Raw genomic sequence first — 15189 nt, 5'->3', positions numbered from 1 at the left:
AAAGGTCATTCTTTCGCGGTACCACCTTTGTTTCGCGCCAATGAAAAATAAACCCTCACTTCTCTCACCTTACGGTTCAGAAGCTTAGCGCGACACTCGTACAGATAACGGCTGCTACCGGCCCATCCTAACTTATCTTTCATACCTATGAAGACAAGCTCAGAAGGGCGACTCCGGGGCGACTTCGGTGGCTGTTTCCTACGGAATGTCACAGCACTTGCATTCCGCTCTCTGAAGGGCTGACCGCCTACTCTTCCCGTTCCCAGTCTTTGTTTAGATATTGCTTACTCCATAATACATTTTGGTTCATCCCTAGTCAACCTGGGTAGGCCTTTACAGCGTCACATGACAAAAATCCCGATCTACTATCCGATCGGGATTCTCCTATTTATGTGAGTACGCTACGCTTCGCAATTCAATTACGGAATGTACAACACTTGCCCTTCTTCTACACTCTGCCCAGACAAACGATTATACATCCCAAGCTCCCGTGCACTTAACTGATACTTCTCCGCGATCGTATCCAGCGTTTCTTCACGCTGCACGATGCAAAGGCGAACCTTACGGAACAAGTTAGCACCATCTGCTCCGGTAATGAATCTGCTCTTCCACTCTGTATTGTTTCCAGCCTCTGGAATGATTGCTTCAGCAGATGCATTTCCTTCAGACAGAAGGGCCTCCTGTTCTTTACGGGATCGACTAGAGCTGAGCAACGATGAGAAGGTGAGATGTTCTTTTGCCGGAACCTCTGCCTCTTTCTTGCTGCCTAGCGCAATCTTAAGATCTTGCTTCTCCTCTGCCTGTGGCACAGTCTCCTGTGAAACAAAGGCTTCGTTCGCATTCTCACTGATCGGCTGAGCATTCTCTTCTTGTGCGTGAAGCACAGATTTCGCCTCGGTTTCTGAAGCAAATACAGCGATATCTTGCTCTGCATCAGCAATAGCTGCTGGAACAACGGTCTCTCTAGAGGCAAAAGCATATTCAGCTTCTTGTTCCTGATTCACTTCGCTCAGTTGGCTAACCTGATTCAGCTGCGATGCCTCAGCTTCCTCATTCTGTGACTCAGCTTTAAACCAGTAATCTGCTATTCCTGCTTTGGAAGCCTCTGATTGCGAATCCAGACTATGCGTCCGAGCTTTCGCGCCCTTGTCCTTCTCATGAGCGGATGAGAAATTAACTACAGGGGACGAATGACCAGCTCCGCTCGAGACTAGCTCAGCCTCGGATGCAGCTGCATTCGCTCCGGCATGCTCATGTTCTTCTACAGCAACCTCCGATGCATCCTCACCAAAGGTCCACTGCGAATTTTCATAAAGCGCATCATTGTCATGTTCTTGGTTCTCTGCCGATGCTTCAATCACCCTGTCATCACCGAGAGGGGAATAGGCAACTGTATACTCTTCCTGCTGCCAGGCCGGTTGTGGTTGAGGCTCCGCACCACCGATTCCCCGCAGCGATAATACGCCTGTTATATTCACAGTGCGCATCGTGAGCAGATCAATATCAAAATTCTCGATCTCCACCCCAATATCTTCAATCGAGCTGACGCGTGTAAGCGGAACAGTGATTTCAACGGGAATGGCGTGCTCCAGACGCTGCGTTCGGTCATCTTCACTCCGGTAGAGTCCAGTAAGCAACAGCTGACCATATAACTCGGCACGATCCTCCCGCTGAATCACCTGGATTTCCGGAAGTAGTTCAACCTCCTCCAGCTCAGCTATTCCCGGAAGCTCTTCCGATAGGTGAATGCGTTCATAAATATCAAACCGCAAGCCATGGGACTGATCAAACACGGGATATGTCCTCCTTCTTGGCATAATCTAACCCTGAGACAGGCTCAGAGCATAAGCCCAAAATGTTACTCCCCACATGTATATGCTTCAAATAGAATGGCATGACAACTTTGGTAGCACTAACCGGACAGGATGCTTATTAAGTTCATTTTTCTTGGGGAATAACACATGAACAAAGTAGTATATGCCGCTTTGGCAAATAGGACATAGACAATTGTTTTTTTCTGAAAAAACGGCTTTCGATGACCAAAGATCTGCATTATTTTTATAGGTACAGTGTGATGTTTGGGCTACAAATGCTACAAATGGTTTACATGGTGCGAGTGGTGCGAGTGGTGCGACTGGTACGACTGGTACGACTGGTACGACTGGTACGACTGGTGCGACTGGTGCGAGTGGTGCGAGTGGTGCGAACGCTTCACGCACTACAAAAGGCGAATGCGGACTCCAGAGTCCTTAATTGCGATAATTCCGCTGTTTTGGCACGCTATCGGACCTCATGGGCGTTATTTACCCAAAACCACTCAAATTCTTCACTGTTTTAGACGAATAACGTCTCTTGGGTCCGCAACTCGCTCCAAAAGCTTGAAAATGGACAAATAGTTGCATCTGAGTCCTTTAGGGTATTAACTTCCATGTCCTTTAGTGTAGCTAACCATCCAAATTCCCTCCCACCCTGTATTTGTTGTACTTTATGCAGGATTTCCGGTGGAATGGTGAGTAAGAGCTCCTATTGTTGTACTTTATGCAGCATTTCCGGTGGATTGGTGAATAAGAACTCCTCATTGTTGTACTTTATGCAACATTTCCGGTCGATTGGTGAGTAAGAGCTCCTATTGTTGTACTTTTTGCAGCATCTCCGGTCGATTGGTGAGTAAGAGCTCCTATTGTTGTACTTTATGCAACATTTCCGGTCGATTGGTGAGTAAGAGCTCCTATTGTTGTACTTTATGCAGCATTTCCGGTGGATTGGTGAGTAAGAGCTCCTATTGTTGTACTTTATGCAGGATTTCCGGTGGATTGGCAGTTTATAAAAAGAACCGTAAAACCAGCCTGTGCTGATTCTACGGTTCTTTAGGTTATGACATAGCCATCAAGGCGCTTCAGTCAGCAGCTCCCGCAGCTGCAGCATATCCTCTGGCCACGGATCGCTCACTTCGAGCATTTCTCCGCTCCACGGATGACGGAAGGACAATGACTCGCCGTGGAGCGCATGGCGGCCGGCAGCGCTGGTTGGCCATACCGGACCACCATATAGCGCATCCCCATACAAGGGATGACCCACATGGCTGAGATGGACGCGAATCTGATGCGTCCGGCCAGTCTCCAGCTGCACATGCACCAGGCTTCCGCCATGCAGTGCCTCGCGCTGGGTGATTCGGGTCACGGCGGATTGTCCGCCGGGCGAGACTCTTCTCCGCGCCGCATGATGACGATCGCGCCCAATCGGCGCGTCGATCACCTTAAGCGGAGGCGGCACTATGCCTTCTACGATCGCGGCGTAGAGCCGCGAGATGCTTTTTTCACGCATATTCTCGTCTAGGACAAGCTGTGCGAACTCATTCTTCGCGTACATCACCGGGCCTGTTGTATCCTTATCCAGTCGGTGAATATGTCTTACCGCTACACCATCACCGGAAGCGACATAATGCGCAGCTACAAGGTGATCCAGCGTTACACCTAAGCCACTGCCATCCGGATGAACCGCCATGCCTGCAGGCTTATGGGCAACGAGGCAGAAATCATCCTCATACAGCACCTCAAGCTCTTCCCATACCGTTTCAATGCCCGCTTCACGGTAAGGAAAAAGAGCCAGCCGAAGTCGATCTCCCTTCCACTGAATGCCCCCCTCACGGCGCAAACGCAGATGAAGCTTCTCAGGCATGCCTACGGTTTCCAGCAGCCACTTGTCAATCGCAGCTTCAGGGTCCTCGGCACCTGTAATGATTCTACCGGGTGTTACTTCCAGCCATTCTCCACGTCTAGTCCAAGCTCCACCACCGGTTCGTTCTCCGGCTCCGGTAATCAAAGGGCCTTCAGGGCATTATAGTGGCCCTCAATGGTATCATCAATATCCTGCTCACTATGCGCAGCCGATACGAACATACCTTCAAACTGTGAAGGTGGAACGCTAATACCTTGGCTCAGCATATGACCAAAGTAACGACGGAATAGATCCGTGTCGCTAGTCTTGGCCGTCTCAAAATTAGTTACAGGTCCTTCAGTGAAGAAAGGGCAGACCATCGATCCTACTCGGTTAATCGTCAGCGGAATACCAGTCTCGATTGAATTCTTTTTCAAGCCTGCTTCCAGACGCGCACCTAATTGCTCCAGACGATCATATACTTCCGGTGTCAACAGCTTCAGCGTAGTGAAGCCTGCTGCCATCGCTAATGGATTACCACTAAGTGTGCCAGCCTGATAGATCGGTCCCGTAGGAGCGATTTGCTCCATGATCTCTCTTTTGCCGCCATAAGCACCTACTGGAAGTCCTCCACCGATTACTTTGCCGAAACAGGTGATATCCGGAGTAATGTTGAACAGACCTTGAGCACAGCCACGATTGACACGGAAGCCTGTCATTACTTCATCAAAAATAAGCAAAGCTCCATTGTCTGAAGTTAACTTACGGAGTCCTTCTAGGAATCCTGGAAGTGGTGGTACAACGCCCATGTTCCCCGCAATCGGCTCTACAATCACTGCAGCAATCTCATGACCAAAACGTTCAAAAGCTAATTGGGTCGACTCCAAATCGTTGTAAGGAACCGTAATTGTATTCATTGCTACACCTTCAGGAACGCCAGGACTATCCGGCAAACCTAATGTAGCCACACCGGAACCCGCCTTAATAAGCAGACTATCCGCATGACCATGGTAAGAGCCTTCAAACTTCAAGATTTTGCTGCGTCCAGTGTAACCACGTGCCAAACGAATCGCACTCATCGTAGCTTCCGTTCCAGAGTTAACCATACGCACGATATCTACAGATGCTACACGTTCAACAACTGTTTTTGCCATTTCTGTTTCGAGTAACGTCGGAGCACCAAAGCTTGTCCCTTTTACCGCCGTCTCCTGCAATGCTTTTACAACCTCAGGATGCGCATGACCCATAATCAGCGGTCCCCATGAGCATACATAGTCGATAAAGCTGTTGCCGTCGATATCATAAATACGCGAGCCTTCTCCATGATCCACATAAATCGGAGTCAATCCTACGGATTTGAATGCTCGAACAGGGCTGTTCACCCCGCCGGGAATATATTGTTTTGCTTCATCAAAAGCCTTCCGGGACGCTTCCTCTTTACGCGCCATTGGCACATTACTCATCTATCTTCACTCCTGTTCTGTTCTTGGTTACATAAGTATTAAGGGATCTGCCTATACAGCGACAGCGATGTCGGCGTGATTGAGATTAACCGCGTAGCCAGCGGGCAGCATCTTTTGCAAAATAAGTAATAATAATGTCCGCTCCAGCGCGTTTCATGCCAGTCAGCATTTCCAGCACAACCGCTTGCTCGTCGATCCAGCCTTGCTGTGCTGCTGCTTTTACCATGGAATATTCGCCACTCACATTATAAGCCACAAGAGGCAAATCGAACTGGTCGCGGATCGTACGAATCACGTCCAAGTAAGCCAGAGCTGGCTTCACCATCAGCATGTCCGCACCTTCCAGCACATCGGACTCTGCTTCGCGTAGCGCTTCTCGCAGATTGGCAGGGTCCATTTGATACGTTTTGCGATTTCCGAACTGTGGCGCCGAATCTGCCGCTTCGCGGAAAGGACCATAAAATGCCGAAGCATATTTGACCGAATACGACATAATCGGCACATGCTCAAAACCATTCTCATCAAGTCCAGCACGGATCGCGTGTACGAATCCATCCATCATGTTCGAAGGGGCGATAATATCTGCACCAGCTTTAGCTTGAGATACAGCAGTACGAGTCAGCAGCTCCAGCGAAGCATCGTTAATGACATCACCATGCACGACACCGTTCACCGTATGTGTATGCACCATCCCGCAATGTCCGTGATCCGTAAATTCACAAAGGCAGGTATCTGCAACGACCAATAGCTCGGGGTACCACATCTTAATCAAGCGCGTAGCCTCTTGCACAATTCCATCCTCTGCGAAACCGGAAGAGCCAATGGCGTCCTTCGTTTCAGGAATACCGAACAGAAGCACAGCCGGGATGCCTAGTGCGGCAATCTCGTCCACTTCTTCTTTTAGCGTATCCAGTGAAAAATGGTACACACCCGGCATCGAGCTAATCTCATTCTTCACACCTGTTCCATAAGTCACAAATATAGGCTGTACAAAATCCAGCACATTCAGTACCGTCTCCCGCACCATGCCGCGAATTCCAGCAGAACCGCGTAGACGGCGGTGACGTGTTATAGGAAAGCTCATTTGTTCATCCTCCTGAAAATAAAATATCTAACCAAACCCTCGATTGTTAACTAACTGCGGCTTAGTTGTAGTTTGTGCAGTTATTTTGATGTTTTATCGTAACTGTAAGCTTTAGTTGCACTCTCTACAGTTATTTATTACAAAAGAGCGAAAACCCCTGTTTAAGCGCATATTTAATTGCACATATTACAACTAAAATCATTTCAGCTGATATTCAGGGAATTTAAGTGTATAAAGTGCAACTAAACCTCAAGCAGATCTCATACGAGAACGGAAACTATACTTGCACCACGTGGCACGTGGCTACTGATCCGCACAGCACATATCCGCACTTAAACACACATTTTCATTGCTCACATTAACCTACTGACATATTCTCTACATACCAATTAGTTTACAACCAAATATTATACTCCGAACTCGAAAAGTGACTTCAAACTCGAAGAGTGACTTCAAACTCGAAGAGTGACTACGAACCATTTAGTAACTACGAACAAACTCAAACCTATAATCTAACTAACTATGAGCTGAATGCAATATTTCCCATTTCTAAGTAGGAACTGTCTTCCTCCGTAGAACAGCTACTACTCTCCCCACAGACTAAACAGTTTCTAGCTTCCCACCTGAATGTAAGCTCACCAGTAACTTTTGCTTCGGTCTATCCTCGATCCAAGCGCTACTGCAGCTGAGTCTCTGCATTCCAGCGGCAAAGCTCTTGCACCAAACTATTAATAGTTGCTTCTTCAGGAAGTAGACCCGGAGTCAGTCCTGCCTCCACAGCAGTCTGCTCGGTTAATGGCCCGATGCAGGCTATTTTTACGTTTGCTAGAAGCGAAAGTGGATCTTCGAGCCCCATCCTCTTCAGAATGTGCATGAAGTTACGCACAGTCGAAGAGCTAGTAAAGGTTACTGCGTGAACGCGACCTTCCTCTAACAGCTTCAATAGCTCAACATCATCTTCGCCAGTCACAATCGTCTCATAAGTATCGACGTCAGTCACTTGCAGCCCAAGCTCTCTCAGCTTGTCCGGCAGCCAATCGCGCCCCAGATCGCCGCGCGGCAACAGCACGTTCTGCCCCGGCAGCAGCCGAGGACCGAACGTCTCAATCAGACCTTCCGCCTGAAATTTCGCCGGAAGTTCCTCGGCAATTACCCCGCGCTGCGCCAGCGCGGCTGCCGTGCCCGGCCCCACCGCTGCAATCCTTGCGCGGTAAAGCCCACGAATGTCCGCCCCCAGCTCCGCCAAGTGGCGCCAAAAAAACTCCACGCCGTTCGCGCTAGTGAAGAATACCCAGTCGTACGATTCCAGCGCGCCAAGCGCCGCTGTTATCTTCGCCTTCTTCTCTGCGCCTTCCGGCATAATCGTCTCGATCACCGGAAACTCGTAGGGTTCCCCGCCGAGTTCCTCAATCATATCCACTAGCTCGCTTGCTTGGCTGCGAGCCCGTGTCACCACGATGCGTTTGCCGAATAACGGCATCGCCTCAACCCACTTGAGCTGCTCACGTTGCAGCACAACGTCGCCAACGACGATGACTGCCGGCGGCTGAAAATCCGCCGCCTTCACCTTCGCCTCAATATCGGCGAGGGTTCCCGTCAGCGTCTCCTGATCGGCGCGGGTGCCCCAGCGCACAAGCGCCACTGGTGTTTCGGGTGGCCGCCCGTGCTTGATCAGCTGCCCGCTGATATATCCTATTTTTGCAACGCCCATTAGAAACACTAACGTCCCCGTGGCGTTCGTTACTTTATCCCAATGAATGGAATGATCCAGTTTATCCGGACTTTCGTGTCCAGTAATAATCGACAGGGAAGAGGCATGATCACGGTGCGTGACAGGTATACCCGCATATGCTGGTACGCTGATCGCCGACGTGATGCCCGGTACGATTTCGTAATAGATCCCATTTTTGCGGAGCAGCTCCGCTTCTTCACCCACTCGGCCAAAAATCGTAGGGTCCCCACCCTTCAGCCGCACTACGGTTTTCCCCTGTAAAGCCAGATCAACTAACAATTGATTAATCTCTTCCTGCTTCATCGTGTGGCGATCCGGCAGCTTGCCTACATAAATCTTCTCTCCGCCGGGCTTCATGAATTTCAGCAATCTAGGACTTGCCAGCCGATCGTACACTAGCACGTCGCTTTTTTGGATACACTCGAGGCCTTTTACAGTAATCAGCTTTGCGTCCCCGGGACCTGCACCTACCAAATAAACCTTCCCCGTCAATCCCCTCATCCCCTAACGTCTGACAGTATCTTCTCCGCGCCTCTTGCGATCAGTTTCTTAGCGACTTCTTCGCCAAGCTGTACAGGGTCTGCCCCAGTGCAAGTTTCTTTCAAAATCGTTGAACCGTCAGGTGTTCCCACCATTCCGGTTAAGGAGATCATTTTGTGCTCAGCGGTAGCAGCATCAGCTGCGTCAAGCACCGCATAAGCGCCAATTGGCACTTGGCAGCCGCCGTTAAGTGCGCCAAGGAATGTGCGCTCCGCCGCCACAGTCAGCGCTGTATCGGCGTCGTTGTATAACGCCAGCAGCTTCCGCAGATCGGCGTCATCTGCGCGGCACTCGATGCCGAGTGCGCCCTGCCCTACAGCGGGCAGGCAAACCTCAGGCGGCAGGTAGGCGCTCACGCGATCCTGCCAGCCCATGCGCGACAGCCCCGCTGCTGCTAGCAGGATCGCGTCGTACTCGCCGCTCTCCAGCTTGCCCAGCCGCGAGTCAATGTTGCCGCGCACGGGCTCAATGACCAGATCAGGCCGCAGCGCAGCTAGCTGGCTGGAGCGGCGTAGGCTGCTTGTGCCTACGCGTGCGCCTGGAGGCAGCTCGTCCAGTGAGACGCCTCCGCTAGAGATCAGTGCATCGCGCGGATCGACACGCTTCGGCACAGCCCCATTGATCAGTCCCTCCGGTAGCTCGGAGGGCATATCCTTCATGCTGTGCACCGCCATGTCGATTTCTTTGTCCAGCATCGCTTGCTCGATTTCCTTCACGAACAATCCTTTTCCGCCTACCTTGGACAAGGTGACATCAAGGATGCGGTCCCCTTTGGTGATAATCTTTTTCACCTCAAAAGTGAATCCAAACCCATGCTCCTCGCTCAGTCGCTCAAGATCAGCAATTACATGTCCTGTCTGCGTCAATGCAAGTGCGCTCTGTCTACTTCCCACAATTATCTTCCGCATTGTCCATTCCTCCTGATAACGTCTGCCTCTTACTATTCATCGTAGATCATATATAGTAACTCAAACTAACCAAAAACTACTCCATGCTGTTAAAAGGCATGTATGCCTTTTATTTGGCCTCTTCGGCGGTTCTAGCTCAATTTCAGGGGCATTTCTGCCCCTCTTTTCGTTGATATAGCCGTTTTGGAGCAATTCAAGGGCATTTATACTCTTCATTTATCTCTTTTGACGACTATTACTCAATTTAGGGGTATTTTTGCTCCTCTTTTTCTCACTTTAGTCGTTGCTGATCATTTCAACGGTACTTTTACCGCTCATTCGACCATTCCAGCTACTTCAGCCCAAATCAACGGGATATATACCGTTCAATCGACCATTCCAGCTAATTCAGGCCAATTCAACGGGATATATACCGCACATTCGACCATTCCAGCTAATTCAGCCCATTTCAGCGGTACTTATACCGTACATTCGACCATTCCAGCCACTTCAGCCCATTTCTACGGGATATATACCGCACATTCGACCATTTCAGCTACTTCAGGCCAATTCAACGGGATATATACCGCACATTCGACCATTCCAGCCACTTCACCCAGCCATCCGTACTCATACCGCTATACTAACTATCCCAGCCAGTAACCCGATTTGTACTCATATCATTAATCTAACCTAATTTTCTAAAATTCACAGTGTCCACGCGCACTCTACTCCGCCCGATGATCTGCAATCCAAGCGTCCATATCCTCCGGGCTCCACGCGATAAAGCTGCCATCTCTCATCTCATTCAACACATCCAGCGTTCCAAGCTTCCGCAAAAGCCTTCCACGAACTTCAGTAGAAGGTTCTTTTTCCTTAATCCGGGTTCGCATAGTATGTACAAAATCCAAATATGGCTCATAAGCCGCATCCAGCGCCTCTTCCAGCACGCTTTTAATCTTGGCAGCCGCAAGCGGGCCCGCACCCGAAGTAGATACCGCTACCGTCAAACGTCCCCTCCGTACAACTCCAGGAGAGATAAAATTACCCGCTTCCGCATGACTAGCCACGTTCACCGGAATGCCAAGACGACGAGCCTCCATCACCACTTCTTCATTAACTGCTCGATCGTCAGTCGCCGCATATACGAGAAAGGCCCCGCGGAGATCTCCGGGAGCATAAGAGCGGTCATGCCAGGTCATGAGACCTTTTTTTGCTAGAGAGACAAGCGTATCTGTCAAAGTGGGACTAATCACCCTAACCACCGCTCCAGCTTCCAGCAGCCCACTCACCTTCCGTTCAGCCACGACACCACCGCCAATAACCACAATCGGTTGCCCTTCGCAATCCAGCATTATGGGTAAATAACGCGTCATGCCCTTCACTCCCCACTCCAACCGTGAAAACCAGACCAAGAATTCAACAAAAAATTCAAGATAGTAAAAGCATATCCTAAAATCGCCCAGCGAGCCATACTTACTCCACTTCTCCGCCCGGATTTCTTAAAGATAATATAAAATATGTAAATTCCGAGGCCAATAAGTGTTGTTAATACTTTTAAATCCTTCAATAATAGCGTCCGTCCCTCAGATACAATGGATAAGCTAGCCACCACCAGAGAGATTGCCAACAAAGGAGTCCCCACGAGAATAGCTGTGTAAGAATATTTATCTGTAGTCTCTAAGCTCGGCAAACGGCGAATTCGGTCACTCCATTGCTTGCTTTTGAGTCTGGTGTGCAGGAATAAGTACAATATTGCAAATACCGTCCCTAGTGTCAGTGCAGCAAAACTCAAGTTGGCCAAAATCACATGCATCGTCAGCCAGCCATATACCGCGCTCCAAGTTTCAAGCGTATGTCCCCCCGCCGTCAGCCACACCCGATTAAGCAGAAAAACACTGAATCCAGCCATACTAAGCAGCAGAATCGTAAACTCGCCTCCACGCGTGAACGCCACCGCAAGCGAGGTCAGTACAATACTAAATGCAAACCAGAACAAGAAATCATAAGGTGTAAAAATGGGGAGTCCCTGCTCCTGAGAGAAACGAATCCCGAGTCCCGCAGCTTGCAAAAGACCCACAACAACAAGAAGCCCCGTGCCTAGCCGCTTCCCACTCGGGTTGCGATGAAGGCAATCCGAGAAAACAAACAGCAGGCTCAGGGCATATAGCAGCAGAGCGGCATCATATATTCCGTTCAGCAGTTGCATATCATTCACCTACCCAACAGGCTTGCCGGAGCAAGCACCGTCTTAGGCACAGAAAAATCGCCACTATCGGCAGTACGTTCAGCGGAACTAGATTGTTTAACCGAGGCGGAATCTCCGCCTTCTGAATTGGAATCGAGCTGTTCCTGCAAGGCAAAGATTTTGGAGAAATAATCGAGAGCTTCATTCCCCTGCTTGCCGCCGGACATCTCTTTAATTACATTGATTGGATCATGCATCATTTGGTTCACAATACTTTTGGTCAAACGACGGATCACCTTACGCTGATGCTCGTCCAGCTCAGGTAGCTTATTAAATAGACTCTCCATCGTTTCCTCATGAATCGCATTCGATTTATCCTGAAGCGCCCGAATCACTGGTCTCACGCCAAGCGTCTTAAGCCACAGCTGGAACTCATCCATTTCCTCGCCGATCATCACTTCAATCTTCGCAGCTTCACTCCGGCGCATTTCCAGATTATTCTCCACAATGCCCTCCAGATCGTCAATATCATATAAAAAAACATCTGGCACATCAGCCGCAGCAGGATCAATATCACGGGGTACAGCAATATCAATCATAAAAAGCGGCCGCGAAGGACGGCGCTTCATAGCACTCGCTACCTGATCTGCCGTAAGCACATACCCGTCAGCTCCCGTCGAGCTGATCACGATATCTACCTCATTCAGATTTTTTAGCGCATCCTCAATCGTACTCGGCTTACCCGAGAACTTACCGGCCAGCTCAATCGCACGCGACAGTGTACGGTTAGCGACAATTACTTCAGCCGCACCACTACTATATAGATGTTTTACGGTGAGCTCGCTCATTTTGCCGGCGCCGAGAATCAGCACTCTTTTACCAGTGAACATGCCAAAAATCCGCTTGCCCAGCTCCACTGCCGCATAACTGACAGATACTGCGCTTTCGCCGATTGATGTTTCACTATGCGCTCTTTTGCCCAGCGTCACCGCTTGTTTAAATAACCGATTGAACCAAGTTCCAGTTACACCTTCAGACTGAGCCGTGAGAAAAGAACTCCGCACCTGTCCAAGGATCTGCGTCTCGCCAATCACCATGGAATCCAGGCCGCAGGTCACGCGGAACAAATGCGCAATCGCCTGCTCGTCTTCATAGATATACATATGCTGTGCAAATTGCTCGTTTTTCACTCCAAACCACTGCTCCATGAAGCTGCGGATGAAATAACCACCCATGTGAAGGCGGTCCATGACCACATAAATTTCCGTACGGTTGCAGGTGGCTACTACGACCCCTTCCAACACACCCTTCGTCTTCATCAGTTGATGGAGTGCTGCCGGAAGATCACTCTCCGCAAAAGCAAACTGTTCCCTAACCTCCACGGGAGCCGTACGATAATTCAGGCCAACGACGACGATGTGCATCGATAGTTCACCATCCTAGTCTCTATTCATTACTGTAGTACAGTTATATTAAAGAATATTTTACATAATATTCACTTTCACAACATCTCAAAACACTGTGTTAAGTATATCACACGAAAATACGACTTTTTGCAGATTTTTTGAACGCTTTATGAAATCCAGATAATAATTATTATAAATAAAAAACCGTAGTTTCGCTACGGTTAGGATGGGTTATTTTGTGATTAATTATTAACTAACTCAAAACTTCTCTGGTTTTGCAACTTTTATTGAAGCTACTTCTCCACACCTTTTACAAAATGTAAAGATAAGTGGTGAACCAAAAGAGAAAGTTTTACCGATGGGCATAACGTTAGCATATCCGTTGTTCATTTCGCCTTTAGTGAAAGTAGTACTACCACATGATTTACAAACCAAGTCCGCTTGGTTCATAACGATCACCTCGGATAAAGTATATGAAATTCCAAACTAGCGAAACCAGTTCTTTATTTGATCAAGCGTACTTTTTGCCTCAGGTCCATTGTAACCAAAGGTGTTGCCGATCATTTTAATATACTCATTGAAGGTAGTTTCACGACTCTTTCGGTTGCTCCACCAGCTCTTAGCGTTATATCCTGAGGAAGACCCTACAAACGTAAGCTCAATATCTGATTTTTTGTACTCACGATCAAAAAGAAGCTTTACCCGCCGCATGTGAAAATCCGAGGAAACGACAATCGCAGATTTAAAATTGTGTTCCTTCATTATAGGGAGTGTGAACTCGGCATTCTGATAAGTGCTTTCAGCCGCGTTTTCGGTATAGATAGCGTCCTGCGGTATACCGAGATTAAGGGCGGTTTGGAGCATATCACCTGATGAACTCGTTGACTCTTTGGCATTGGAGAGAATTATATATGGAGCGTAGCCAGCTTTATATAACTCGACTCCCTTTTCTACTCGACCTTGGCCTCCGCTAAGTACGATGATGGCATCTGCTTGCTTAGGTAGTTGGGTTAGGGTTAGAAAACGACCAGCTGAGAAGAAGAAAAAGAAAATCAATAGAAAAATTACACACATCAAATTAAGTCTTTTTCTTTTCTTCTTCAATTTATTTGTATTGCTCTTCATACAATATTCCTATCTCAATGTCTAATTTTTAAATACTCATTAATTCGTAGCTGAATTTTGCTTAATACAATACATCATCTTACATCATAGTATTCCACGTACCAATCTGCGAATTTCTGTAAGCCTTCCTCTATGGAAGTTCTTGGTTTGAACCCTACAGCTTGTTCTAATAAATCTGTAGATGCATAAGTTGCTGGTACATCCCCTAGTTTAATGGGTTCAAATTTTTTATTAAATATCACTTCTCTACCAGTAGCTTTGCTTAAACATTTTTCTAAAGTTTCAATAAATACCATTAACTTTTCAGGGCTGTTATTTCCTATATTAAAAACCTTATGAGGAACTGTTTCTGTCGGTGCTTTATTTAGAAGCCTCTCGATACCCTCTACAATGTCATCTACATAAGTAAAATCTCGATAAAGATCGTTTTTAAAATCACCATTATTAAATATTTTAATTGATTCACCAGCAAAATATTTCTGGGTAAATCCGAAATAAGCCATATCTGGACGCCCCATTGGACCGTAAACTGTAAAAAAGCGTAGACCAGTAGCCGGTATCTTATAAAGATGACTATAAGTATGCGCCATTAGTTCATTCGACTTTTTCGTAGCAGCATAAAGCGATTCCGGATGATCTACAACATCTGATTCTTCAAAAGGAACCTTTTTATTAGACCCATAAACTGAGCTAGATGATGCATATACAAGATGGTCAACTGGATAATTTCTACAAGCTTCAAGAATGTTAAAGAAACCTACAATATTGCTTTGAATATACACATCGGGATTCTCTATGGAGTAACGTACCCCTGCTTGTGCTGCTAGATTCACAACTATGTTCGGTTTGTATTCTTCAAAGACCTTTGTAATCATATCTTTATCTGAAATATCAGCTTTAATAAATTCAAATCGGTTAAATAAATGAAGTTGCTCTAAGCGAAAGTGCTTAAGATTAATATCATAGTAATCATTAATATTATCAACACCGATCACCCTATTGCCTTGCTCCAATAATCTTTTGGATAAATAAAATCCAATAAAGCCTGCTGCTCCGGTAATTAAATATGTTTTAGTGTCATCATCTACTGGTATATCGTTCAATAAG

At 47.7% G+C, this 15189-nt stretch carries 12 protein-coding genes and 1 other annotated feature (1 of these 13 running past the window's edge); of the genes, 1 reads left to right on the top strand and 11 read right to left on the bottom strand.

Translation table 11 applies throughout. The features are described 5' to 3' along the window. Positions 1-273 (bottom strand) — a binding site (T-box leader) (it extends 10 nt beyond the left edge of the window). Positions 274-419: 146 nt separating this feature from the next. From NSS67_RS08925 to hemC, 6 genes are all read right to left on the bottom strand, one after another. Beyond that, entirely contained in the window at positions 420-1793 is a 1374-nt protein-coding gene (locus NSS67_RS08925) for a LysM peptidoglycan-binding domain-containing protein (protein WP_339319222.1), read from the bottom strand. A 1093-nt stretch (positions 1794-2886) separates the two neighbouring features. Continuing rightward, positions 2887-3822 (bottom strand): RluA family pseudouridine synthase, encoded by a 936-nt coding sequence (locus NSS67_RS08920; RefSeq protein WP_339319221.1) that lies wholly within the window; start codon positions 3820-3822, stop codon positions 2887-2889. Continuing rightward, a complete protein-coding gene (hemL, locus tag NSS67_RS08915) occupies positions 3819-5105 on the bottom strand; it encodes a glutamate-1-semialdehyde 2,1-aminomutase (protein WP_339320547.1) in 1287 nt (428 codons plus the stop codon). Before hemL ends, NSS67_RS08920 begins: the two co-directional genes overlap by 4 nt. 100 nt (positions 5106-5205) lie before the next feature. After that, positions 5206-6204 carry a porphobilinogen synthase gene (gene hemB, locus NSS67_RS08910; RefSeq protein ID WP_339319220.1) on the bottom strand — a complete coding sequence of 333 codons (999 nt, stop codon included), beginning with the start codon at positions 6202-6204 and terminating at the stop codon, positions 5206-5208. A 676-nt stretch (positions 6205-6880) separates the two neighbouring features. Further along, the gene (gene cobA, locus NSS67_RS08905) at positions 6881-8428 is read right to left on the bottom strand and encodes a uroporphyrinogen-III C-methyltransferase (protein ID WP_339319219.1); all 1548 of its coding nucleotides are present in this window, start codon (positions 8426-8428) and stop codon (positions 6881-6883) included. 5 nt (positions 8429-8433) lie between these two features. Then, positions 8434-9384: a hydroxymethylbilane synthase gene (gene hemC, locus NSS67_RS08900; protein ID WP_339319218.1), complete on the bottom strand. Its 951-nt coding sequence runs from the start codon at positions 9382-9384 to the stop codon at positions 8434-8436. Positions 9385-9609: 225 nt separating this feature from the next. On the opposite strand from hemC, the gene NSS67_RS08895 reads away from it, so the two are divergent. Continuing rightward, the gene (locus NSS67_RS08895) at positions 9610-10026 is read left to right on the top strand and encodes a hypothetical protein (RefSeq protein ID WP_339319217.1); all 417 of its coding nucleotides are present in this window, start codon (positions 9610-9612) and stop codon (positions 10024-10026) included. A 65-nt stretch (positions 10027-10091) separates the two neighbouring features. On the opposite strand, the gene NSS67_RS08890 is transcribed toward NSS67_RS08895, so the two are convergent. The 5 genes from NSS67_RS08890 to NSS67_RS08870 form a co-directional block, all read right to left on the bottom strand. After that, entirely contained in the window at positions 10092-10739 is a 648-nt protein-coding gene (locus tag NSS67_RS08890; RefSeq protein ID WP_339319216.1) for an NAD(P)-dependent oxidoreductase, read from the bottom strand. Positions 10740-10744: 5 nt separating this feature from the next. After that, positions 10745-11572, bottom strand: coding sequence for a cytochrome c biogenesis protein CcsA (ccsA, locus tag NSS67_RS08885; protein WP_339320546.1), 828 nt, complete (start codon positions 11570-11572; stop codon positions 10745-10747). A gap of 5 nt (positions 11573-11577) precedes the next feature. Next, entirely contained in the window at positions 11578-12975 is a 1398-nt protein-coding gene (hemA, locus tag NSS67_RS08880) for a glutamyl-tRNA reductase (protein ID WP_339319215.1), read from the bottom strand. 468 nt (positions 12976-13443) lie between these two features. Next, entirely contained in the window at positions 13444-14082 is a 639-nt protein-coding gene (locus tag NSS67_RS08875) for a YdcF family protein (RefSeq protein WP_339319214.1), read from the bottom strand. Positions 14083-14156: 74 nt separating this feature from the next. Continuing rightward, entirely contained in the window at positions 14157-15185 is a 1029-nt protein-coding gene (locus NSS67_RS08870; protein ID WP_339319213.1) for an SDR family NAD(P)-dependent oxidoreductase, read from the bottom strand. Positions 15186-15189: the final 4 nt, after the last annotated feature.

The organism is Paenibacillus sp. FSL R10-2734 (assembly GCF_037963865.1).
In the GTDB taxonomy this organism is placed as follows: Bacteria; Bacillota; Bacilli; order Paenibacillales; family Paenibacillaceae; genus Paenibacillus_AQ.
The sequence above is the reverse complement of the archived record's forward strand: the minus strand, read 5'-3'. Positions and strand labels throughout refer to the sequence as shown.